The sequence below is a fragment of the Streptomyces sp. NPDC020742 genome, assembly GCF_040641675.1.
GTDB lineage: Bacteria > Actinomycetota > Actinomycetes > Streptomycetales > Streptomycetaceae > Streptomyces.
In genome coordinates, this window is sequence record NZ_JBFAEA010000012.1 from 157,868 (window position 1) to 181,252 (window position 23,385).

Genomic DNA, 23,385 nt, shown 5'->3' on the forward strand with positions numbered 1-23,385 from the left:
CCTCCCGTTCCCTCCTCCCCCTCAAGGAAGACACCTCATGCTGACCAGACGCTCCCTCCGTGGTACCCGCCGGCTGCCGGCCGCGGCGCTCACCGTCGCCCTGGGCGCCGCCTCGCTCACCGCCTGCGGCAACGGCTCCTCCACCGCCGACGACGCCGCGAAGGGCAAGGCCGGCGCCGGTTTCCCACGCACCGTCAAGAGCGCCATGGGCGGCGACGTGAAGATCCCCGCCAAGCCCAAGCGCGTGGTCGTGCTGGACACCGGTGAGCTGGACGACGTCACCACCCTCGGCGTCAAGCCGGTCGGCGCGGTCTCCCCGCACATGAAGACCGAGGGCGGCTTCCCCTCCTACCTCAAGGACGAGATCGGCGGGGTCAAGGACGTCGGTCCGCTGCTGGAGCCCAACCTGGAGAAGATCATCTCCCTGAAGCCCGACCTGATCCTGTCCTCCAAGGTCCGGCACGAGAAGATCTACGACAAGCTCCAGGCCATCGCGCCGACCGTCTTCACCGAGACCACCGGCGGCCCCTGGAAGGCCAACCTGAAGGTGCACGCCAAGGCGCTGGGCCTGGAGAAGGAGGCCGACCAGAAGCTGCAGGAGTACCAGCACCGGGCCAAGGCGCTGGGCGCGGCCATCAAGAAGAAGTACCACGGCAAGATGCCGTCGGCCTCGGTCGTCCGCTTCGTCGCCGGCCCGACCCGCCTCTACCAGAAGTCCTCCTACAGCGGCGTGGTCCTCGACGACATCGGCCTGGCCCGGCCGAAGTCCCAGAGCTCCACCGACCCGGTCAAGACCATGGTCGACGTCAGCCCCGAGCAGATCGACAAGGCCGACGCGGACCTGGTGTTCGTGACCGTCGCCGACACCCCCAGCAAGACGCAGCAGAAGGACGTCACGTCCAACCCGGTCTGGAAGGACCTGCCGGCCGTCAAGAACCACAAGGTCTTCGACGTGCCCGACGAGACGTGGATGTCCGGCATCGGCATCCAGGCCGCCGAGCACATGCTCGCCGACGTGGCGAAGGCCACCGGGGTGCCGCTGCCCAAGAGCTGAACCGCCCAGGGCGGGCCGTTCCCCCCGGCCCGCCCCGCCCCCGACGCCCCCTGCACCACCCTTGATCCCGAAGGGGTCCCGCTCATGCGGATGTATCTGCTCGCCCTCAACCCCACCGACTCGGTCACCGAGGGGTTCCTCCCCGCCGCCGCCCACCTCGGCCTCGACGTCACGATCCTCACCGACCAACCCGAGGCGCACCGCAAGACCGGCACCGAGGCCGAGGTCCTGGAGTGCGACGTCCGTGACTTCCGTGCCGTGATCACGCGCATCGCCACCCACCACCCGGCCGACGCGGTGTTCACCAACAGCGACCACCTGCAGACCCAGGCCGCCCTGGTCGCCGACTACTTCGGGCTGCCCGGCAAGGACTGGCGGGCGGCGCTGCGCACCAAGAACAAGGCCGAGATGCGGCGTCACCTCGCCGCGGCCGGCGTCGACCGGGTACGGTCCGCCGAACTCGCCCCCGGCGAGGACCCCGCCGCGCTGCTCGCCGCCGACCTGCCCTTCCCCTGCGTCGTCAAGCCCCGCGAGGGCGTGGCCAGCGAGGACGTCCGGCCCGCCGACAGCCCCGAGGAACTGCTGGCCCTGGCCCAGGACATCCAGCGGCGGCGACCGGAAGCGGCGCTGGTCGCCGAGGAGTTCCTGGCCGGCGAGCTGTGCACCCTGGAGACCCTCGGCGACGGCCGGGTACGCCATGTGCTGGGCGGCTTTCGCACCACGGTCTCCGCACCGCCGGCCTTCATCGAGGAGCGGCACGACTACGTCCACGCCCACCCCGAGTCCATCACCGCCCAGATCCTGGCCCAGCTCGACGCGCTGGGCGTCGGCTTCGGCGCCTGCCACACCGAGTTCGTGGTGCACGAGGGCCGGGCCCGGCTGATCGAGGTCAACTACCGCGTCATCGGCGACCAGTGCGACCTGCTGCTCGCGCAGGTCCTGGGCATACCGCTGTTCGAGCTGGTGCTGCGCACCCACCTGGGCGAGCCGCTGCCCGCCGACCTCGACGTCCGCACCGACGGCGCGGGCCGGGTGGAGTACGCCCTCGCCGACCGGGCCGGGACGCTCACCGCAGCGCCCGCCGCCACCGACCGCGTCACCGACGGCGTACGGCTGGCCTACCGGCCGCTGCGCCCCGTCGGCGCCGACCACCCCCACCACCGCACCAACCGCGACTACCTCGGCGTCCTGCGGGCCACCGGCACCGACCGGAGCGCCGTGGACCGGGCCGTGGACGGCTTCTTCGCCGCCGAGCGCTGGGAGATAGCGTGACCGCCCGCACCGACACCACCACCGTGCTGTCCGAGCGTGCGGCGGCCGGACCCGCCGAGGAGCCCGAGCTGATGCTGCGGGTGCTGAGCGCGCTGCTGCGTGAGGACGTCGTCGGACTCCGCACCCGCGGCACCCTCCTGGAGCGGCCGGACGGCCCCTGGCTGCGGCTGCCCGCCGGGCCGGACACCGGCGCCCTGCTGCTGCCGCTGGCCCCCGACGGCTACCAGGGCACCCACGCGGCCCGGCTGCCGCTGCTGATACGGGAGACCGACGGCGCCCGGCTCACCTCGACCGACGCCGTCCTCACCGCGCTGCGCGCGCTGGCCGATCCGGCCGACCGGCCCGGCTTCGACGCCTTCGCCGAGGAGTGCCGGCAGACCCTGGCGACGATGCGGCTGCACACCCGCACCCAGGACGAGACCGACCGTCTTCTGACGGAGCGTCATGGCGGACTGGCCGAGGGCTGGCCGGGCCTGGACGGCGGCCTGGCGTACGATGCGCTCGCCGCCCGCCTCGACCACCCCGTCTACCCGACCGCCCGCGGCCGCTCCGGCCTGGACGAGGCTCAACTGCGCGCCTACGCACCGGAGTTCGCTCCCCGCTTCGCGCTGCGGTGGCTGGCCGTGCCCCGTACCGCGCTCACCGTGACGGGCCAGGCGCCGGCCCTGCCCGACTGCTGGCCCACCCCGGCGGAGCTGGATCTGCCGCACCTCGACGACAGCCACCTCGCGCTGCCCGTCCACCCGCTGACGCTGGGCCATCCGCTCGCAGAGGCGCTGCGCGAGACCGGCCTGGAGCGCGCCGCGGAGCTGTCCGCGCGGGCGCTGCTCGACGCGGTGCCGACGCTGTCGATGCGGACCGTGGCCGTGGACGCCGACCCCCGGCTGCACCTGAAACTCCCGCTGGCCACCGCCACGCTGGGGCTGCGCAACCGCCGCACCATCAAGCCCCGTACGCTCATCGACGGCGCCGAGGGCCAGCGGCTGCTGGAGCGGGTGATCGCCCGCGAACCCCGGTTCGCCGGATCGGTTCTGCAGGCCGACGAGACCGTCTACGCGCACGCCGACCACGAACTGCTGGCCGTGCTGCTCCGCCGCTACCCGGCCGGTCTGGAGCGCTCCACCGTCGTCCCGATGGCCGCCCTGCTGGCCCGGGCGCCCGGCGGGCGGCTGGTCGTCGACGACCTCGCCGACCGCTTCTACGGCGGCGACCCGCTGGCCCTGCTGGACGCGATGTGGGCGCTGCTCTTCGACTGGCAGACCACGCTGTTCGGCTATGGCATCGGCCTGGAATCCCACCAGCAGAACATCTCCCTGGTCCTGGACCGCACCGCGGACGGCACCCGACTGCGGCTGCTGTTCAAGGACAACGACGCCCCGCGCCTGAACGCCGCCCGCCTGCGGGAGACCCTCGGCAGCGACGCCCCGGACCCCGACGCCTTCGCCGACCCGCGGATCTTCGCCGACCACGACCGGCCGGTGCTCGACCTGTTCACCACCATCACCGTCCATCTGTGCGCCGGCTCCTACGCGTTCGGGCTGGCCCGGCACGGACGGGCGCCGCTCGACCGGACTCTGGGCCTGGTCCGCGACCGGCTCGCCGAGGCCGTCGACAGGCTGGGCGGCGCACCCGGCGCCGCACTGCGCGCCCATCTCCTCGACGCCCCGCAGCTGCCGGTCAAGGCCATGGTCAGTGCCGGCAGCCTGCTGACCAAGGAACGCTCCGGAGCCGCCGACATCAACAAGCACTACACCACCGGCCCCAACTACCTGCTGCCGACGGGGGCGATCCGATGAGCCCGCTGAAGACCGCCCCCCGACGGGTCGACGCCGCGGTCGAGACCAAGGTCCGCCCCGGGCTCGCCCGCCGCCAGGTCTACGCCGTGGCCGGCTGCTACTTCGTGGCCTCCTTCGCCGCGCTGGGCCTGCCGCCCTACCTCACCGAAATCCTGCCCGAGCTGGGCGACGGCGCCGCCCGCTGGGCCGGCCTGCTGTACATCGTGCCAACCATCTTCGGCGCGATCGGCGCGCCGCTGTGGGGCCGCCTCGCCGACCGCTTCGGCCGCAAGAAGCTGCTGCTGCGCGCCCAGTTGGGGCTCGCCGCCGCCTTCCTGCTGGCCGGCTGGGCCGACTCGCTCGCCACCTTCACCACCGCGCTGGTCATCCAGGGCGTCCTCGGCGGCACCTTCGCGGCGTCCAACGGCTACCTCGGGGCCGCCCTGGAGGGTCACGCCCTGTCCCGCGCCCTGACGCTGATGCAGGGCAGCGCACGGGCGGCCCTGGTGTGCGCGCCGATCGTGGTCGGCTCGCTGACGCCGTGGCTCTCCCCGCACCGGCAGTACGCGCTGCTGGCCGTACTCCCGCTGGCCGCCGCCGTGATGCTGGCGGCGCTGCCGGAGCCGCCGCAGAGCCGACCCGCCGCCCCCGCCCGAGCCACCGCGGAGGTCGAAGCGGCGGAGCCCACCGCGGCCGAGGCCGTCGCCGACGCCGAGCCCGCCCCGCTGGCCGACGCGCCACGGGCCACGGCCGGCTCCCTGCGGGCCCTGTACGCCCTGGAGTTCGCCTTCGTCTTCTCCACCGTCATCTCCTTCCCGTACCTCATCGCGCTCATCAAGGAGCGCATACCGGGCACCGGCCCGATGGTGTCCGGTGTCCTGTTCGCGCTGCCGCACATGTGCTACCTCGTCGCGGCGATGGCGGTGCACTCCCTGTTCCGCAACCGCCCCCGCCTCGGTATCGCGATCGGCTTCGGCTGTATCGCGCTCGGCCTGGCCGGCCACGGCGTCGCCCACTCGCTGACCGCCTTCGTCGCGGTCCGCCTGGTGCTCGGCGCCGGGCTCACCCTGGGCCTGGTCTGTATGTCGATGCTGGCCGCCGACTGCGCCAGGGGCCGTGCCCCCGGCGGCCTGTTCGGCTCGATCGAGTTCTTCTCCAAGGCCGGTGCCGTCGCCGCCGGTTTGGCCGCCGCGGCCGGCAACGACTGGTTCGGCCCCACCGCCCCCGTCGTCACCGGCACCGCGATAGCGCTGGTCACCGTGGCCGCGATCGCCGTCCCCCGCCTCTCCCGTACTCTCCGCACCCGCAGGAGCCCCCGATGCCCTCGCTGACCAACCCGCCCGGCACCGCCCCGGCCCCCGTCACCCCCGCCGGTCTGCCCACCGCCGACCAGGCCGTGGCGCACACCCTGCTCAACTGCCTGCTGCGTGAGGTCTCCGGCCCCGAGCACCAGACCGCCGTCGACGACGGACAGCTGCTGATCCGGCTGCCGCGCCGCGGGGTGCTGCTGCGGGTCGCCCTGCGCCGCACCGCGCTGCTGGGCGCCCACCGGTTCACCGGCCCGGTCTTCGAGCAGACCGCCGACGGCTGGGCGGAGGTCGACTGGCGCCGCCTGGCCACGTATGCGCACGCCGAGCTGTCGCTGCGCACCGGCGTGGACAACGACGAGTTCCTGGACCAGATCGCCTCCAGCCACCAGGCCGTTTCCGCCGCGCTGGCCGCCCGCGCCGGAGAGCAACAGCCCGCCGCCGAGCCCGCCGCCGACGACTGGCAGACCGCCTATGTCGCCTCCGAGCAGTCGCTGATCCTGGGCCACCGCTTCCATCCCACCCCCAAGGCCCGCACCGGCGACCCCACCGCCTGGCAGTCCTACGCCCCCGAGACCGGCGGAGAGTTCCCGCTGCTGCTGCTCGCGGTGCGCGCGGAACTGATCGCCGAAGAGTCCTGCGCGGACGGCGCCACCGCCGTACTGGACGCGCTGCACCCCGACGTCCCGGAGGGCTACCGGCTGCTGCCCGCGCACCCCTGGCAGTACGAGCTGCTGCGCGACCACCCCGGCCTCAGGGAGGCCCTGGAGCGCGACGACATCCGCGTCCTGGGCACCACCGCAACGCCGTTCGCCGCCACCGCCTCGGTCCGCACCCTCTACGACGGCGCCGACTTCCTGAAGTTCAGCCTGAACGTCCGGATCACCAACTGCCTCCGGAAGAACGCCAGTTACGAACTCTCCGGGGCCGTGGCCCTCACCCGCCTGCTGGCGCCCGCGCTCACCGACCTCGCCACCCGCTTCCCCGGCAGCGCGGTGCTCCACGAGCCCGCCTACCGCAGCCTGGCGCTGCCCGGCGCGGACGGCCGCCCGGACACCGCGCTCCTCGAAGGCTTCGGCGTGATCGTCCGCGAGGGCCTGTCCCAGCGGCTGCTGCCCGGCACCACCCCGCTGCTGGCCGCCGCCGTCGCCGACGAGTACCCCACCGGCCCCGCCCACCTCTCCCGGCTGCTGGCGGGCACCAGCAGGCAGGCCGCACTGGACTGGTGGGCCGCCTACCTCAACCTGCTGCTGCCGCCGGTGCTCGCCGCGTACTTCGACCACGGACTGGTGCTGGAGCCGCATCTGCAGAACGTGCTGATCTGCGTGGACGGCGACGGGATGCCCGCCCAGGTGCTCTTCCGAGACCTGGAGGGCACCAAGCTCGTCCCCGAGCACCACGCCGAACTGCTGGCCTCACTGCCCGCCGAGGTCGCGGCGCCGATGACCTACGACGCCCAGCGCGGCTGGGACCGCGTGGTGTACTGCCTGCTGGTCAACCACGTCTCCGAGGTGCTCGCCGCCCTCGCCGACCTGCACCCCGACACCGAGACGGAGCTGTGGGCCCAGGTCCGCCGCACCCTGCAGACCCACGCGGACCGGCACGGCTGCCCGCCGCGGCTGGCCGCCCTGCTGGCCGGTGTCCCGCTGCCCGCCAAGGCCAACCTGCTCACCCGCTGGGAGCGCAAGGCCGACCGCGAGGCCGGCTATGTGCGGCTGCCCTCCCCGCTGGCCGAGGCCGTCCTGTCGGGCGCGCAGCGCACCGACGACACCACCCCCTGGAGCACCCGATGACCACCCCCGCCCCCGACCTCACCCCCGCGGTCCGCGACCGCGTCCACGCCCTCACGTCCGAGGAACTGCCCGCCTACCTCTACGACCTGACGGCGCTGCACGACCACCTCGCCGCCGTACGGGCCGCGCTGCCCGAGCGCATCGAGCTCTACTACGCGGCCAAGGCCAACCCGGAACCGGAGATCCTGGCCGCGCTGCGCCCGTACGTCGACGGCTACGAGGTCTCCTCCGGCGGCGAGCTGGCGCACGTCGGCAAGACCGTGCCCGGCGCCCCGCTGGCCTTCGGCGGACCGGGCAAGACCCCCGCCGAGATCGCCCAGGCGCTGGAGACCGGCGTCGAGCGCTTCCACGTCGAGAGCGTCCACGAGCTCCACATGCTCGCCGACCTCGCCGCCCGGCTCGCCCCGGAACGCCGGATCGCGGTGCTCGCCCGCTTCAACCTGCCCGTCGACGACGGCTCCCTCGACGGCAGCTCGCTCGCCATGGGCGGCCGGCCCACCCCCTTCGGGCTCGACCCCGACCAGGCCGACGAGGTCGTCGCCCTGCTCACCGACGGCCGCTACCCGCACCTCGAACTCCGCGGCGTCCACGCCCACTTGGCCAGCGGCCTGGAGGCGCCCGAGCAACTCGCCGTCGCGGAGTCCATCGTGAGCTGGGCCGCCGCGCTCGCCGAGCGGCACCGCGTACCGCTGTCCGAGGTGACCGTCGGCGGCGGGATGGCCGTCGACTACGCCCACCCGGAGCGCCGCTTCGACTGGGCCGCCTTCGGCGCGGGCCTGGCCCGGCTCGCCGACGCCCACCCCGACCTCACCCTGCGCATCGAGCCGGGCCGCGCGCTGACCGCGTACTGCGGCTGGTACGCCACCGAGGTGCTGGACGTCAAGCACAGCCACGGCGAGGAGTTCGCCGTGGTCCGCGGCGGCACCCACCACCTGCGCACCCCCGCCACCAAGGGCCACGACCAGCCCTGCACCGTGGTGCCGTCCGACGCGCCCTGGCCGCACCCCTGGCCCCGGTCGGCGGCCGAGGGCGACCGGGTCACCGTCACCGGACAGCTGTGCACCCCCAAGGACGTGCTCGCCCGCGCGGTCCCGGCGCCCGGGCTCCGGGCCGGCGACCGGGTGGTGTTCGGGATCGCCGGGGCGTACGCCTGGAACATCTCCCACCACGACTTCCTGATGCACCCGCGCCCCGGCTTCCACTTCCTGGGCGCCGAGGAAGCCGACGCGGCGGGGGAGGGCTGAGGTGCTCCGCCCCAATGAGGTCCGGCGCAAGCTCGCCGCCGGCGAGGAGGCATACGGGCTGTTCAGCACGCTCCCCGATCCCACCGTCGTCGAGATGATCGGCTGCGCCGGCTACGACTTCGTCATCCTGGACACCGAGCACACCCTCGTCGGCCCCCAGCAGCTGGAACACCTGATCCGAGCGGCCGAGACCTCCGGGCTCACCCCCTTCGTCCGGGTCCCCGAGGCCGACCCCGGGGCCGTCCTGCGGGCCCTGGACGCCGGGGCGATGGGCGTGGTGATCCCGCACGTCCGCGGGCGCGCCGACATCGACACCGCGATCCGCGCCGCCCGCTACGCCCCCGAGGGCATGCGCTCGCTCAACGGGGGCCGCGGTCCCGGCTTCGGCCGGATCGACCCGGCCGAGTACCTGCGCCGGGCCAACGCGGAGATCATGGTCATCGCGCTGCTGGAGGACGCCGAGGGGGTCGAGGCGATCGACGAGATCCTCGCCCCGGGCGGGGTCGACCTGGTCCTGCCCGGCCCCGGCGACCTCTCGCAGTCCTACGGCGTCCCCTGGCAGGTCCGCCACCCCCGCGTCCAGGAGGCGGTGCGCACCCTGCGCGCCGCCTGCGCCCGCCACGCCGTGCCGTTCTGCGCGATGTCCACCACGCCGGAGCGCCGCGCCGAGTGGCGCGCCGACGGTGTCACGGCCTTCGTGCTGGGCGAGGACCGCGACCTGACGGCGCGTGCCCTGCGCGGACACCGGGAGCGGACCGCGGGCTGACCGCGTCGTGCCCTCCCGGACGTCCGGGAGGGCACGCGTCCCGCACTTCTGGCAGGAGGCGCGCCGTCCCGACGCGCCTCCTGCCGCACCCCACCTCCCTCGCCAGGAGGGCTGCCGGCCCCCAGGTCACACCTTCGGCGGCACCCGTCCCCGCCCCACATGGGTAGGTGATGACGCAGAACCGATCATCACCCGAGGGAGCGGAGCCCGAGATGGCCCGGAACACCGCATTCGTCATCGCCGGCGCGGGGCTGGCCGGCGCGAAGGCCGCCGAGACGCTGCGCGCGGAAGGCTTCGACGGCCCCGTGGTGCTGCTGGGCGACGAGCACGAACGGCCCTACGAGCGGCCACCGCTGTCCAAGGGCTACCTGATGGGCAACACCGAGCGGGAACAGGTCCACGTCCACCCGCCCCAGTGGTACGCCGAGCACGACGTCGACCTGCGGCTGGGCACCCCCGTCACCGCCGTCGACCCGGCCGCCCACGAGGTGGCCCTCGCCGACGGCAGCCGGCTCGGCTACGCCAAACTGCTGCTGGCCACCGGTGCCACCCCCCGCCCGCTGCCGGTGCCCGGCGCGAACCTCCACGGCGTCCACCTCCTGCGCCGCTTGGAGGACAGCGACCGGCTCAAGGAGGTCTTCCGCTCCGCCACCCGCATCGTGGTGATCGGCGCCGGATGGATCGGCCTGGAGACCACGGCCGCCGCCCGCACCGCCGGGGTCGCGGTGACCGTACTGGAGGCCGCCGAACTGCCCCTGCTGGGGGTACTGGGTCGCGAGGCCGCCGAGATCTTCGCCGCCCTGCACACCGAGCACGACGTCGACCTGCGCTGCGGCACCCGGATCACGGAGATCACCGGCACCGGCGGCACCGCCGACGGCGTGCGGCTGGCCGACGGCACCCGGATCGCGGCCGATGCGGTCATCGTCGGCGTCGGCGTCACCCCCAACACCGAACTGGCCACCGCGGCCGGCCTCCGCGTCGACAACGGCATCGTGGTGGACGAGCGGCTGCGCACCTCCGACCCGGACGTCCATGCGGCCGGCGACGTCGCCAACGCCTACCACCCCGTCCTGGACCGGCACCTGCGCGTCGAGCACTGGGCCAATGCGCTCCACCAGCCGGGGACCGCGGCCAAGGCGATGCTCGGCCAGGACGTCCGCTACGACCGGCTGCCCTACTTCTTCACCGACCAGTACGACCTGGGCATGGAGTACACCGGCCACGCCGCCCCCGGCGGATACGACCGCGTCGTCTTCCGGGGGGACACCGCCGCCCGGGAGTTCCTCGCCTTCTGGCTCTCCGGCGGCCAGGTAGTGGCCGGCATGAACGTCAACATCTGGGACGTCACCGACCAGATCCGGGAACTGGTCTCCAGCGGCCGGCCTGTGGACCCACAGCGCCTCGCCGATCCGCAGGTCCCGCTGACCGACCTGCTGTCCTGAAGGGGCGCGGCCGGCGGCCCGTACGCATTGACGGAGGGTTCCCTGGCGCCGCTGTGCCGCTGTGCCGCTGTGCCGGTGCGCCGCTGTGCCGCTGTGCCGCCCTGCGCACCGCGGCCCGCCCGTCCGCCAGGCATGGCCGGCGGCCACCGGGACAGACGCAGTACATCGGCACCGGAGAGAGGCGGCGACCGGGCGACCCGTCCGGCGGCCGCCGCTCCGCAGGAGGGAGCCCCACCATGGAGGACACCGCACCCCGTCGCACCGACGGGACCGGCCCCGGTCCTTTCCCCGCCGGCCCCCTGGACGAGCAGCCCGAACACGTCACGGCGGACCCCATGGGCCTGCCCCACCCCGGCTACACCTCACCCGACTTCAGCTCGCCGGGCCCCGGCAGCACCGCCCCGGACGAGGACGCCGTCGGCACCGCCCCCGACACGGACACGGAGGGTGCTGCCCCCTCCGCGGACGCCGGTGGCACCGCCCCCGCCGCGGACACCGCCCCGGGCTTCTCCGCACCGGAGTTCACCAGCCCCGGCTTCGACGGCCCGGACGTCCCCGCCGGGCCGCGGCTGGGGGAGACCGGGACGGGCCGGCAACTGCGCGCGGAACAACAGGGCGAGGACGCCGTCACGGCCGTCCCCCTCCCGGACGAACACCGCCCGCCGCAACCGCCCCCACCGGCGGACTGAGCGACGCCTGCCCCGGCGATCCACCCGCCCGGCCCCCGCGCACGCCAGAGTGGAGGAATGAACACCAACAACAGGGACATTCTCGCCGGGGCGTCCACGGCGACCAGGCTTCCGGCCCAGGACCTGGACCGGGCCCGGCGCTTCTACTCGGAGAAGCTCGGGCTGGACCCGGTCGACGAGCTGCCCGGCGGCCTGCTGTACCGGTGCGCAGGCACGGACTTCGTCCTGTTCCGGTCAACGGGAGCCTCGTCCGGTACGTTCACCCAGATGGCGTGGGAGGTCGACGACATCGAGCACGTGGTGGCCGAACTCACCCGGCGCGGCGTGGTCTTCGAGGACGTCGACCTGCCCGGACTCCTGGGTGGCGGACACACGAGCAACGGGATCGCCGAGATCGACGGGAACTACCCGAGCAAGGGCGCCCGGGGCGAACGCGGCGCCTGGTTCCGCGACAGCGAGGGCAACATGCTGGGCATCGGGCAGCTGGTCTTCTGACCGACGCAGGACGACACACCGCCGGCCGTGGCCGGCTCCCGCCAGCCCACACCTACCCACCTTCGCAGACCGCCGGTCGCCACACGCACGGCCGGGTCCCTCCACGCACCGCAGGATCCCCCCGCACGGCCGGATCCCTACACCCCTCGGGCATCGGCCAGCACGGCAGCCTCGTGCAGTATGCGCAGCGGGACGCGGCCGGTTCCCCAGGCATCGTTGAAGGACGGCACGGAGGGCACGGGCGGCACAGACGGTACGGACCGTCCGGACGGCCCGGGCGCCCCGCGGTCGCCGAAGCGCCGTTCGATGGCGTCCATCAGTACGCGCACCGCCCCGGCCTCCAGGCCCCGGTCGCCGCCCGCCGCTTCCCGGACGGCGCCCAGCAGACAGACCGCGCCCCGGCCGTCGGTGAGGGCTCCGGCGCACCAGCCGCCCACTGCTATGCGGCGGTGGGCCCGCTCCAGGAGGGCAGCCACCGGGGTCGGGTACGCCGGCGGCGCGGGCGGTTGCCACTCGGGGGCGAGCGGCACGGTGAGGGCGTCGGCCAGGCCGGCCTGCTCGGTCCGGATGTGCGCGGTGCGCACCTCATGGGCCACGGCGGCCTCCTCCAGACGCACGGTCATGGCGGCGTCCACGGCCGCCATCCGCGCCTCCAGGCCGGGTTCCGCCCGCGCTCCGGCACGGTCACCGCCCGACGACGGCCCGCTCGCGGCGCGCGGCAGTGCGGGCGGTAGTGCGGACGGCAGTGCGGGCGGCGATGCGGGCGGAGGCGGGGACACGGGCGCGGGCGCTCGTGCAGACGTGGACAGACGCGTAGGGGTGGACGTACGCGAAGGTGCGTGCGTGGGCGCTGTCGTACGCGCAGGTGCGGGCGGGGGTGCTGTCATGGGGACTCCGGCGTGGGCTCGGCGCCCCTCGGCAGGGAGGCGCAGAGCGGGACGGGGGGACTGCTCGTCGCGGGCGGCTGGCTCCGGGGCGGCGAGCGGCGCGTGCAGCCGGCGGCCCGGCCCGCGCACGGTGCGCACGAGGCACGGGCCACTCGTGGGAGCAAGTGTGCGGGCCGGGCCGCCGGATCCCGCCCATCGGCGCGCTCGTCGTGTCGCGGCTGCGGAGCGCGCTGGGTGCGGGGTACGGGATGGTCGGTGCGCCAGATCAGCGCGTGCGGGGAGACCGGGGTGGGGCCGCGCAGGGGATTGCGCCGTAGGTCGTGGCCGGCGGCCGGCCGGACCAGCGGGGTCCGTTCACCGAAGGAGTTCGCCAGCGCCGAGGAGTTCGCCAGCGCCGAGGAGTCCGTGACGGCGCCGAGGACCTCGATGCCGACGTCGGGACCGACGGTGCGGGCGCGTCGTGTCAGGCGTGGGCGTCACCCCGTATCGGGGCGCGGCCCTGGTGGATCGGGCAGGTCGAAGTGGGTGATGCGTCCGGTCAGGGCCTCGCTCAACTCGCCGGCTTCCCGGGCGTTCCGGACGAAGGCGCGTTGGAACGACAGCTGCGGCGAGAGGGACACGAGCTGGGGGCAGGGGCGCACGATCCCGTACAGGGCGTGGACGGGGCCCCGGGAGTGCAGCGGTATCCCGTAGGCGAAGTGCGCCGCGAGGCCAGGGCTGTCGGGTATGTCCACCCGGAGTCGTTCCTCGCGCCAGGCCCGGTCCGCCACCGCGGCCAGCAGCTCCTGGAGCTGCTCCCGGGACAGCCGGTCCCACCACGCCTTCGCCGTCGCCACGGCATGGCGTTCCTTCTCCGTCCGCTCCCTACGTTCCCGCTCCGTCCGTTCGGCGAGTTCCCGGGCGTGGCGGGCGTCGTGCTCCGCCCGCAGCCGGCGCGCCTCCTCCTTGCGGGCAGCGTCCTCCTTCTCGCGCAGCTGCCGGCGTCGACGGTCCCTCTCCGCGCGACGCTGCCGAGCCTCCTCATTGTGTACCGCCCGCTTCCGCGCGGCCTCACTCTCCTGCTCCTTCTTCCGCGCCTCGCGCTCCCGCTCCGCCTTCTCCTGACGCTGACGCATCTCCTCGTGCTCGGCCTGCGCCCGAGCGGACTGCCGGGAGGTCCACCAGCCGTCCCTCTGCCCCCATGGCTGACCGTCGGCGGTCCGGGCCAACGGCCGGTACCGCGGCAGGCTTCGGCACGGCAGCACCTGCCCCAGAAGGGTCCACTGGACGAACCGCTGCAACTCCGCCTCCTGCACCACCCAGCTACCGGCGGCGAAGTCGAAACCGGCGATCCCGTCGTCCACCGTCCACGGGTCCCCCGCTTCCGGGGCGCGCACCCGTATCGCCGGCACCGTGCCCATCCACTGTGGCGCTCTGCTGTGCGGGCAGACCCAGCAGACCGCGATCCCCTCGGCCCGGTAGCGGGCGGTGCGGGCCTGGATGTCCTCCACCGTGATCGGCGAGAGCTGCGCCTCCCAGGCCATACGTCGCGCGCCGTCCGGCGAGGACGCCATGACGTCGGCCCGCCACGTGCCGTCGGCGGCAGCGACTTCCAGCTCGGCGTACCAGCCGGCGGCCCGGATCGCACCTGCCAGCTCCAGTTTGAGCATGTGGTGTTCCCACGACTCGTTCGACAGCGCACACGACGGCGGCCGACCGGGATCGTGGCAGAAGAACCGCACGCCGTGCGGGGAACGCTTGGCGTGGACACCCCAGCCGCACTCGGGGCAGGTGAGCGCGATGCGGGGACGGGCCTTGTGCAGCCGGGACCAGTCCATCCCGCACCCGAGATCATCCTGGGTGGCGTCGAGGCGGCCGGCATCCGGGTGTAACGCAGTGAAGGGCATCCCGTACACCTCCTAACGACGGCCGTATCCCGTGCGACCTGCCCGAACGGCCTGGATCACGGACAACAGGCATCGTATGACGACGAGTTCGACCGGGAGCGGAGAGCAACGGGCCGACACCGGCCGAGCTGCCAAGCGGCCGCATCGGCGTACGGCCGACAAGGCGCACGCACTCCGCCCTCTCTGCCCCCTTCTTCCTTCCCTGTACGGTCAATCCGCGGTCACGGTGAGCCGCATGCCGAGATAGCTGGAGTTGCCCGGGCCGGGGCGACGACGCCCGTCCGGCTTCCACCCGTGCCGGGCGTAGAAGGCCTGTGCGCGGTGGTTCCGTTCCCACGCCTCGACATGGCCCGTCCGCAGGTCAGCCTCGCGCAGGAACTGCACGAAAAGGGAGTGCAGTTGACCGCCGATGCCCTTCCCCCAATGGCTCGGCAGGACATGCATCTGGTAGAGCTCGCCTACTGTGGTGGCATCCGCGCCGGGGCTCAGCGGCGGGCCCATCGCCGCGGCGCCCACGACCCCGTCTCCCTCACGAGCACACCACGCCTTCCTCCCATCCGACTCCAGGCAACGCGCCCACGCCTCCCGCCGCTGCCCTGGCCCGCCCGGACCGTCGATTTCCCCCTGAGTCAGCCCGCCGGCCAGGTAGTAGGCGGTGCGCGCCTGACCGTGCACGTCGACGATCGCGTCCAGGTCGCCCAGGCCTGCGGGCCGTATCGAGATGTTCGCCATGCCCGCGAAGACGCGCCCACCATGACAGGTGGTTCTGCGCCGGGAGGCCCGGGCCGGGTAGGCAACGACGGCCGCAATCGTGGTGCCGCCCCTGACATGCTCGACAGGCCTGTCCCGCTCACGCCGGCCCCTCTCCGCGGCGCCACCCGTGGCTGGCACACAATGGCGTATGTCGCTGCCGGTCGAATGCAGCGCCGTGACGGGGGAGTTGAGATGCAGAGCACGAGTGGCGGCGCCGTTCTGGCCCTGGTTGTGGTGGTCGGTCTGGTGGTGCGGCAGCAGCTGCGCACCCGTCCGGTACGCCGTGTGGGCTCACTGATCGCGCCGGCGGTCTTCGCGGTCCTGGGCGTCTGTGGGATCGCCTTCGGCATCGCCTCGGTCGCCAAGCACCATGCGATGACCGCGTTGCCTGTGGTCCTGCTGGTGGCGAGCCTGGCCGTCGCGGCGTGCTTGGGAGCCGTCAGGGCGCGGACCGTACGCGTCTGGCGCGGGCCGCAGGGTGAGGCGCTGCGCAGGGGGACGGTGGCCACCACCGGGCTGTGGTTGGCCTCGGCGGCCGTGCACTTCGGCCTGGGCATATGGATCGACCACGCGGCCGGCGCCGGGGTGCTGGGGGCGGTGTCGCTCTACGCGTACCTGGCCATCGGCCTGGGCACGCAGAACCTCGTCGTACGCGGGCGGGCCGCCGCGCTGCAGCCCGGCACGATGGGGGAGCGCGTGCAGGCATCGTCGGGGTGAGGACGTACCTCAGGTCAGGACGTCGCACCTCACGTCTGGACGTCGCACCTCACGTCTGGACGTCGCACCGCACATCGGGACGTCGCACCTCAGGTCAGGACGTCGCACCTCAACGGAGGCAGGGGAACGGCGGCGTCGCCGGCAGCCGTCGACGTTGTATGATCATGGTGTGACTTCGGCTCGCGGAAAGTGAGCCCGGAGTGATGCGTCTGTGGTCCAAGGAAAGACGTCCACCAACCGGTGGGAGATGCAGGTGCAAGGCCTGCCGGGCGCTCTATGCAAGGCCCCTTCCCGTAAGAGGGAAGGGGCCTTCGCCGTTCCTGGGGGAATGCGAGGGGCTCCCTGCGGCCCGGCCCGTGGGTCCGTCCGTACAGCACCCGGGGCGGCGGCAATCGGGCAATTCGACCAAAGCAGACTACGCTCCTCCCGTGGGTACGCGATCCGGCCGCGGAGGCGGTCATCAGGCAGCGGCGGTAGGACGGGCCCCCGGCTCCGTCGCGGGCCGAGGGCGACACGTCGGAGGAGAGGGCTGCGGGGTCCGGCGCGAGCGATGCGCTCCGGAAGGACCGGCCCCGCGCTCCCGGCTCCATGCACGCCGGCGCCGTGACGGTGGAAGCGGAGGAACCCCTCGGTGAGCGGCTCCGACACGATGCGGGCCTTTGTGCTGCGGGAGACCGGGGAGGTGGCGGTCATGGAGAAACCGGTGCCCGAGCCCGGCCCCAATCACGTCGTCATCCGGACCACGGCGGCCATGGTGTGCACCTCGGACATCCACACGGCCAGCGGCGGTATGCCGGTCCCGCCCGACTGGACCATGGGGCACGAAGCCGTGGGAACGGTGCATGCCGTCGGCTCCGCCGTCACCGGCCTGACGGTCGGCTCGAGGGTCGCGGTCGGGGGCGTCATCCCGTGCTTCCAGTGTGACTCCTGTCAGCGTGGGTTCTCCTCGCAGTGCGGTGGCCGGACGATGGGCGCCGCCGCGTACACCCAGCACGGCGGCATGCTCGCGGAGTACTTTCTGGTGCCCCACGCGCAGGCCAACGTGGTGGCGATTCCGGACTCCGTCACCGATCACGCGGCGGTCTACGCCACGGACATGCTCTCCACCGGTTTCGTCGCTGCGGAACACGCCGAGCTGAAACTCGGTGAGACCGTCGCCGTCCTGGGCCAGGGCGCGGTCGGGCTGAGTGCCACCGTCGGCTGCCGGCTCCTCGGGGCGGGGCTGGTCATCGCGGTGGAACCGGTGCCCCGCCGCCAGGAGCTCGCCCGGCACTTCGGCGCCGACCTGGTCATCGATCCGGCCGAGGGCAACACCGTAGAGCAGATCAGGGAGTTGACCGGAGGCCTGGGGGCGGATGCGGTGATCGAGGCCTACGGGTCCCCCGGGACATGGCAGGACGCCTTCCGGGCTACCAAACCGGGCGGCCGTATCTCCAGCGTCGGGTACCACGCGGACGCCGGTGGGCCCCTGGTCGTCCCGCACGATGCGATCGGCCACGGCATGGCCGACAAGCAGCTGTACATGGGGTTCAATGCCGGTGGGCGGGAACGGCTCGGCCGGATCCTGCGCCTGATCGAGAACGGCCGGGTGGACCCCACCGCGATGACCACGCATCAATTCGGCTTCGACCGGATCGTGGACGCGTTCCACGCCATGGCCCAACAGGAGGGCGGCATCATCAAGCCGCTCATCACCTTCCCCTCCTGAGCGACGCACCCCCGCGGCCACCGCACGTCGAAGCGCCGCGTCCCCCTTGCCGCCCTCCGCCCTCTCGCCGTCCTTCCCGGCACCGTCCTTCCCGGCACCGTTCTCCCCCTCGCGATCCTCCCCGGACGGACCGTACGAACGACCCGCGCTCACCTTCCGATTCACCGCGCCTGATCGTCACGAACCCTTGTGCTCGTTTCTGTTCTACACAACACTCTCGATGCACAGAAACGCGCACCACTGAACATGTTCGAGTCTTGGGCGATGACCGGTCGAGTCGAGGAGTGCAGCGTGACGCAGTTCAGCCGACGTAGGTTTCTGAGCGCGGCGATGGTGGGCGCCGCTTCCCTGGGCCTCACCCTGGGCGGCCGTACGACCCTCGCCCAGGCCGACAGTCCGAGCGGGCTGACCACCCGCGGGCACGAATTCCTGCTGGACGGGAAGCCGTTCCGGATACTCTCGGGCGCCTTCCACTACTTCAGGACCCATCCCAACGACTGGCGCGACCGGATGCTGCGGATGCGGGCCATGGGGCTCAACACGCTGGAGACCTACGTCGCCTGGAACTTCCACCAACCGTACGAGGGGAAGGCCGACTTCACCGGCTGGCGAGACGTCGCCGCCTTCGTACGGACCGCGGACGAGGTCGGGCTCAAGGTGATCGTGAGGCCGGGGCCCTACATCTGCGCGGAATGGGACTTCGGCGGCCTGCCGGCCTGGCTCCTCAAGGACAAGGACGCGCCCCTGCGGCGCTCCGACCCCGGGTACGAGCGGGCGGTCGATGCCTGGTTCGCCGAACTGCTGCCGCGGCTCGTCGATCTGCAGGCCACGCGCGGCGGGCCCATCATCGCCCTGCAGGTCGAGAACGAGTACGGCAGCTACGGCGACGACCACGCGCACCTGGCACACCTACGGGACACCATGCGGGCCCAAGGGATCGACAGCCTGCTGTTCTGCTCCAACGGGGCCACCCAGGAAGCGTTGAGGGCCGGCAGCCTCCCCGATCTCCTGTCCACCGTCAACTTCGCCGGGGACCCCACCGGCCCCTTCGCGGAACTGCGTGCCTTCCAGCCGGACAAGCCCCTGTTCTGCACGGAGTTCTGGGACGGCTGGTTCGACCACTGGGGAGAGCCCCACCACACCACGGACCCGGCGCAGACCGCCGCCGACGTGGCGAAGCTCCTCGAAGCGGGAGCGTCGATCAACTTCTATATGGCGGTCGGCGGAACGAACTTCGGCTGGTCCGCGGGTGCCAACCTGAGCGGCAGCGCCTATCAGCCCACCGTCACCAGCTACGACTACGACGCCCCGATCAGCGAATCCGGTGAATTGACGGAGAAGTTCCACAAGGTGCGCGAGGTGCTGGCCACCTACACCACCCTCCCGAACACGCCGCTGCCGGCCACCCCACGCCGCATGCCGGCCCGCAGCCTCAAGGTCAGCGAGTCGGTCCCGCTGATGGACGCGTTGGACGCGCTGAGCACCCCGGTACGGCGTCCCGCCCCGGTCCACATGGAGGCGCTCGGCCAGCCGCACGGCCTGATCCACTACCGCACCCGGGTGCGGGGGGCGCAGGGCACCAAGAGCCTGAGGCTCACGGGGCTGGGCGACCGTGCGCTGGTGTTCGGCGACGGCAAGCGCATCGGCACCTTCGACCGCAACCAGCCAGGCCACACCGTCGACTTCGCGGTCACCGGCACCTCGAGCACCCTGGACCTCCTCGTCGACCCCACCGGGCGGGTCAACTTCGGGCAGGGCCTCAACGACCCCAAGGGCATCACCGGAAAGGTCCTCCTCGACAACGAGGAACTGCGCGACTGGGAGATCCGCCGGCTGCCCCTCGACGACCTCTCGGCCCTGGCATTCGGCAGCGGTGACACACCGGCCGGCCCCGCGTTCCACCGGGCCCGGGTCCACCTCGGCACCCCCGCGGACGGCTTCCTGGCCTTCCCGGGGTGGGACAAGGGCATGGTCTGGCTCAACGGATTCGCCCTCGGCCGGTACTGGTCGCTCGGGCCGCAGGTCACCCTGTACGCGCCGAGCCATCTGTGGCGCAGGGGACGGAACGAGATCGTCGTCCTGGAGATGGAACGGACCGGCGACCGGATCGAGATACGGTCCGCCCCCGACATCGGCTAGTAGTCCAGCAGGACTTGCTGGTGCTCACCAAGGGAGACCCGGAGCAGGTGCGCGCCGCCGACACCGTGATACGTTCGGCTTCGCTGTGCGCCATCGCGAACTGAGGAGGTGAGACCGATCAACGCTGTGACAGGTCGGGGCTCCCTCCTTCGCATGGCTTAGGGAGTGCCCGTAGAAGGCATCCTGAAAGGCTTGAAACGCTATGCGCTTCAGCTCTGCGACGTCCTCCGACGGCGTCTGTGAACAGCTCTTCACCCTCGGTGAGATTCCCGGCGTGCTGTGGACGCCCGAAGGTTCCTCCGGTGCTCGGCCCCTCATCCTGGTCGGGCACGGCGGCGGCCAGCACAAGAAGGCACGCGGCATCGTGGCCCGTGCACGCCGCTTCGTGACCGAATGCGGGTTCGGGGTGGTGGCGGTGGACGTGCCCGGCCATGGCGACCGGCCGAAGGACGAGGAGTACGACCGGATCGCAACCGAGAACCAGGCTCGGGTGGCGGCCGGAGAGGAGTTGGCTCCGATGATCGCCGGCTTCCAGGCGCTCGTGGCTCGCCAGACCGTCCCGGAATGGCAGGCGGTGCTGGACGAGGTCCAGCAACTGGAGCATGTCGGCGCTGGCCCGGTGGGCTATTGGGGAGTGTCGCTGGGCTGCGGACTCGGCGTGCCGTTCGTTGCCGCCGAACCTCGGGTGCGCGCGGCCGTGTTGGGCCTGGGCGGTGCGCTGGCCTCGGCCGACGCTGCCGCGCGTATCACCGTCCCGGTGGAGTTCCTGCTGCAGTGGGACGACGAACGGGTGCCGCGGGCCCAGGGCTTGGCGCTGTTCGACGCCTTCGCCTCAGCCGAGAAGACCCTGCACGCCAACCCCGGCAAACACGGGGAGCTCCCGGCGTTCGAGCTGGACAGCACGCTTCGGTTCTTCGCCCGGCACCTCGGCTGATACCGCCGTCCGCCCTCCGCGACGCGCCGATCGGGCTCCGATCCCGATCGGCGCGTTCAGCGCACAGGGCGGACGCCACCGACAGCGTCCGGGTGCGGGAGATCGATGACAGTGCGGGCCGACGGCTGCTGTGGATCATCCGCGGGGGCAGCGGACCGGTGGTGTCCCGGTGGCGGGCCCAGGTGGCCGGCCGTCGGTGGTGAGACCCGTCCGCGGGAAACGCTCTCACCGCCGGACCGGACCGACCGGCCAGCCCGCCGGCGACGTGGCAGGCTGGAGGTATGTGCGGCAGATACGTCTCCACCCGCCGTCCGCAGGATCTTGTGGACCTCTTCGACGTCACGCGCTGGGACCCCGACCATGCGCTCGACCCGAGCTGGAACGTGGCGCCGACCGACGAGGTGTGGTCGGTGCTCGAACGCATCGAGCGCGACACCGGGGAGATCACCCGACAGCTGCGGCCACTGCGCTGGGGCCTGGTCCCGTCCTGGGCGAAGAGCCTGAACACCGGCGCGAAAATGATCAACGCCAGGGTGGAGACCGTCACCGAGAAGCCCGCCTACCGCCGCGCCTTCGCCAAGCGCCGCTGTCTGCTGCCGGCCGACGGCTTCTACGAGTGGCAGGCCCTCGCCGCCACCACGACCACCAAGGCCCGCAAGCAGCCGTACTTCATCAGCCCCGAAGACGGCCAGGTGATGGCGCTCGCCGGTCTTTACGAGTTCTGGCGCGCCCCCGACGCCGCTGACGGGACCCCCGGTGACTGGTGGACCACCTGCACCATCATCACCACCGAGGCCACCGACGCCGCCGGCCGCGTCCACCCCCGTATGCCGCTGGCCATCGCCCCCGACGACTGGAGCGCCTGGCTCGACCCGGGCCATGAGCACCCCGACGAGCTCCGCGCCCTGTTGACCGCACCGGCCGCCGGCCACCTGGCCGCCCGAGCGGTGTCCACCGCGGTCAACAGCGTCCGGAACAACGGCCCCCACCTCCTGGACGACGCCGACACCTGAGGGCGGGTGGGGAGGGCCCGTGCGCGCGCCGTGGCTCCTCGCGGCGTCGGGCACGCGCGCGACGGGCTGGGGCGAGAGGGCATCTCCCTTGCCCGGTAGGGCTTCGGCAATCCCCGAACCGTGCAGGAGGCCCTGCCGCTAGGCATCCGCCGGCCCCTGACCACCCGATCGAGACTCCCCGTTTGAGGGCGGTACGACAACGGCGACTGAGCCGGCCATTCCCAGCGGAAGCGTCCATCAGCCGGGCATGAAGTCGGTTGTCGAGCCCTCAGCGAGTCGACGGAGGGTGCGGGCAGCGCCGAAGAGCTGTACGCCGTACGTGGTGTGCGGGTCCAGGCCGGTCAGTTGGGCAGCCCGGGCGAGGCGGTTGTCGACGGTGTGGGGGTGGACCCTGAGCGCTTGGGCCGTGCGGCGTCGGTCGAGGTCGCAGTCGAGGAACGCGGCGACGGCCTCGACCAGACCGGCGTGGCCGTCCAAGGTCGAGGAGCGCGCCCTGCCACGGCACAGGCTCTGCGCCAGGCCGTACCCGCGGCCCAGAAGCGGATCAAGGCCGCGCTCGCCACGTCCGGGAACGAGGTGAACGGCTGGCGTGTCTCGCTCAACCTGGGCGACTATGGCACCGACTACCTGCTGCGCGCGACCACCGCCTGGCAAGGGCTCGGCGCCAACCTCCCCCAGGACGCCGTCTACCCGATCGTCCGCACCGACAGCCGGGGCAAGCCGCTGACCGGTGCCAAGCGGTACGTCCTCCACTTCGCCCCAGGGCAAACTCCGCCGGTGAAAGCCTTCTGGTCCGTCACGATGTACGACCCGAACGGCTTCCTGGTGCGCAACCCGCTCCACCGCTACGAGGTCGGACACGCCGTCAAGCCGACCCGCCACCCCGACGGTTCCACGGACCTCTACGTCCAGCACGACGCCCCGGCGGGCAAGCAGTCCAACTGGCTGCCCGCACCGAGCGGCCGGTTCTCCATGATCCTCCGCATGTACCGGCCCAAGCCCCGTGTCCTCGACGGCACCTGGACTCCGCCCGCGGTCACCATGACCAGCTGACGTACGGGTTCGCCGTCGGTCCCGTGGTCAGTTGTGGTGGGTCGTGATGATCTTGCCGCTCTTGTCGACCGTGTGGGTCTCCCAGTACGTGTCCCACTTGTCGCCGACGTGCTCGGGGACCTTGCCGGCGGGATACCGGGTGAAGCCCTTGGGTGGCTTCTTGCCGTTGGGTACGCATGCCCCGCCGGTGCTGCTGCCGATGGCCAGCACCGGGTACTCCCCACCACGGCACTTGGCGTCCTCGGTCGAGCAGCCGGTGGCCGACAGTGCGACGGTCACCGCAGCGATCGCCAGGACCGCTGTGCGGCGGCCTCCCGGGCGGCGTCGGCCACCGGCGGCCGACGAGGACCGGGGCCGGGAGGTGTGGTGCATGGGGAACTCCTTGTCGGTTGCTGTGGTGGAGAGCCTGCCCGGATGTGGGGGACGTCTTCTGAGTACGCGCACTCAGGCGGGTA

At 72.7% G+C, this 23,385-nt stretch carries 21 protein-coding genes; 16 read left to right on the forward strand and 5 right to left on the reverse strand.

What is annotated here, in order from left to right; translation table 11 throughout:
* Positions 1 to 37: 37 nt before the first annotated feature.
* The 10 genes from AB0G84_RS21635 (at position 38) to AB0G84_RS21680 (ending at position 11,840) form a co-directional block, all read left to right on the forward strand.
* A complete protein-coding gene (locus tag AB0G84_RS21635; protein WP_361322977.1) occupies positions 38 to 1,054 on the forward strand; it encodes an iron-siderophore ABC transporter substrate-binding protein in 1,017 nt (338 codons plus the stop codon).
* A gap of 84 nt (positions 1,055 to 1,138) precedes the next feature.
* Positions 1,139 to 2,326, forward strand: coding sequence for an ATP-grasp domain-containing protein (locus AB0G84_RS21640; RefSeq protein ID WP_361322980.1), 1,188 nt, complete (start codon positions 1,139 to 1,141; stop codon positions 2,324 to 2,326).
* Positions 2,327 to 2,397: 71 nt separating this feature from the next.
* Positions 2,398 to 4,122: an IucA/IucC family protein gene (locus tag AB0G84_RS21645; protein ID WP_361323155.1), complete on the forward strand. Its 1,725-nt coding sequence runs from the start codon at positions 2,398 to 2,400 to the stop codon at positions 4,120 to 4,122.
* Entirely contained in the window at positions 4,119 to 5,432 is a 1,314-nt protein-coding gene (locus tag AB0G84_RS21650) for an MFS transporter (protein ID WP_361322983.1), read from the forward strand. Before AB0G84_RS21645 ends, AB0G84_RS21650 begins: the two co-directional genes overlap by 4 nt.
* A complete protein-coding gene (locus tag AB0G84_RS21655; RefSeq protein WP_361322986.1) occupies positions 5,420 to 7,201 on the forward strand; it encodes an IucA/IucC family protein in 1,782 nt (593 codons plus the stop codon). The genes AB0G84_RS21650 and AB0G84_RS21655 overlap by 13 nt, the downstream gene beginning before the upstream one ends.
* Entirely contained in the window at positions 7,198 to 8,445 is a 1,248-nt protein-coding gene (locus AB0G84_RS21660; protein WP_361322989.1) for a type III PLP-dependent enzyme, read from the forward strand. The genes AB0G84_RS21655 and AB0G84_RS21660 overlap by 4 nt, the downstream gene beginning before the upstream one ends.
* Before the next feature lies 1 nt (position 8,446).
* Positions 8,447 to 9,211, forward strand: coding sequence for an aldolase/citrate lyase family protein (locus tag AB0G84_RS21665; RefSeq protein WP_361322992.1), 765 nt, complete (start codon positions 8,447 to 8,449; stop codon positions 9,209 to 9,211).
* A gap of 212 nt (positions 9,212 to 9,423) precedes the next feature.
* Complete coding sequence (locus AB0G84_RS21670) at positions 9,424 to 10,656, forward strand: FAD-dependent oxidoreductase (protein WP_361322995.1); 1,233 nt, start codon at positions 9,424 to 9,426, stop codon at positions 10,654 to 10,656.
* A gap of 236 nt (positions 10,657 to 10,892) precedes the next feature.
* Positions 10,893 to 11,345 (forward strand): hypothetical protein, encoded by a 453-nt coding sequence (locus AB0G84_RS21675; RefSeq protein WP_361322998.1) that lies wholly within the window; start codon positions 10,893 to 10,895, stop codon positions 11,343 to 11,345.
* Positions 11,346 to 11,402: 57 nt separating this feature from the next.
* Entirely contained in the window at positions 11,403 to 11,840 is a 438-nt protein-coding gene (locus tag AB0G84_RS21680) for a VOC family protein (RefSeq protein ID WP_361323001.1), read from the forward strand.
* A gap of 137 nt (positions 11,841 to 11,977) precedes the next feature.
* Here the strand turns inward: AB0G84_RS21680 and AB0G84_RS21685 are convergent, their stop codons facing one another.
* The 3 genes from AB0G84_RS21685 to AB0G84_RS21695 form a co-directional block, all read right to left on the reverse strand.
* Entirely contained in the window at positions 11,978 to 12,484 is a 507-nt protein-coding gene (locus AB0G84_RS21685; protein ID WP_361323004.1) for a hypothetical protein, read from the reverse strand.
* Between the two features lie 719 nt (positions 12,485 to 13,203).
* On the reverse strand, positions 13,204 to 14,613 hold the full coding sequence (locus AB0G84_RS21690; protein WP_361323006.1) for a competence protein CoiA family protein: 1,410 nt from the start codon (positions 14,611 to 14,613) through the stop codon (positions 13,204 to 13,206).
* Positions 14,614 to 14,823: 210 nt separating this feature from the next.
* Positions 14,824 to 15,345, reverse strand: a complete 522-nt coding sequence (locus AB0G84_RS21695) for a GNAT family N-acetyltransferase (protein WP_361323009.1) — start codon at positions 15,343 to 15,345, stop codon at positions 14,824 to 14,826.
* Positions 15,346 to 15,558: 213 nt separating this feature from the next.
* Between AB0G84_RS21695 and AB0G84_RS21700 the strand changes: the two genes are divergently transcribed.
* From AB0G84_RS21700 to AB0G84_RS21720, 5 genes are all read left to right on the forward strand, one after another.
* Positions 15,559 to 16,083 (forward strand): hypothetical protein, encoded by a 525-nt coding sequence (locus AB0G84_RS21700; RefSeq protein ID WP_361323012.1) that lies wholly within the window; start codon positions 15,559 to 15,561, stop codon positions 16,081 to 16,083.
* Between the two features lie 631 nt (positions 16,084 to 16,714).
* Positions 16,715 to 17,791 carry an alcohol dehydrogenase catalytic domain-containing protein gene (locus AB0G84_RS21705; RefSeq protein WP_361323015.1) on the forward strand — a complete coding sequence of 359 codons (1,077 nt, stop codon included), beginning with the start codon at positions 16,715 to 16,717 and terminating at the stop codon, positions 17,789 to 17,791.
* Positions 17,792 to 18,082: 291 nt separating this feature from the next.
* Positions 18,083 to 19,930, forward strand: a complete 1,848-nt coding sequence (locus AB0G84_RS21710; protein WP_361323018.1) for a beta-galactosidase family protein — start codon at positions 18,083 to 18,085, stop codon at positions 19,928 to 19,930.
* A gap of 202 nt (positions 19,931 to 20,132) precedes the next feature.
* The gene (locus AB0G84_RS21715; RefSeq protein ID WP_361323021.1) at positions 20,133 to 20,864 is read left to right on the forward strand and encodes an alpha/beta hydrolase; all 732 of its coding nucleotides are present in this window, start codon (positions 20,133 to 20,135) and stop codon (positions 20,862 to 20,864) included.
* A gap of 281 nt (positions 20,865 to 21,145) precedes the next feature.
* A complete protein-coding gene (locus AB0G84_RS21720; protein WP_361323024.1) occupies positions 21,146 to 21,877 on the forward strand; it encodes an SOS response-associated peptidase in 732 nt (243 codons plus the stop codon).
* Between the two features lie 237 nt (positions 21,878 to 22,114).
* On the opposite strand, the gene AB0G84_RS21725 is transcribed toward AB0G84_RS21720, so the two are convergent.
* A complete protein-coding gene (locus AB0G84_RS21725) occupies positions 22,115 to 22,354 on the reverse strand; it encodes a helix-turn-helix domain-containing protein (protein ID WP_361323027.1) in 240 nt (79 codons plus the stop codon).
* Here AB0G84_RS21725 and AB0G84_RS21730 point away from each other — a divergent pair.
* Entirely contained in the window at positions 22,343 to 22,930 is a 588-nt protein-coding gene (locus AB0G84_RS21730; protein ID WP_361323030.1) for a DUF1214 domain-containing protein, read from the forward strand. The genes AB0G84_RS21725 and AB0G84_RS21730 overlap by 12 nt on opposite strands.
* A gap of 27 nt (positions 22,931 to 22,957) precedes the next feature.
* On the opposite strand, the gene AB0G84_RS21735 is transcribed toward AB0G84_RS21730, so the two are convergent.
* Positions 22,958 to 23,302, reverse strand: coding sequence for a hypothetical protein (locus tag AB0G84_RS21735; RefSeq protein ID WP_361323032.1), 345 nt, complete (start codon positions 23,300 to 23,302; stop codon positions 22,958 to 22,960).
* Between the last annotated feature and the right edge of the window lie 83 nt (positions 23,303 to 23,385).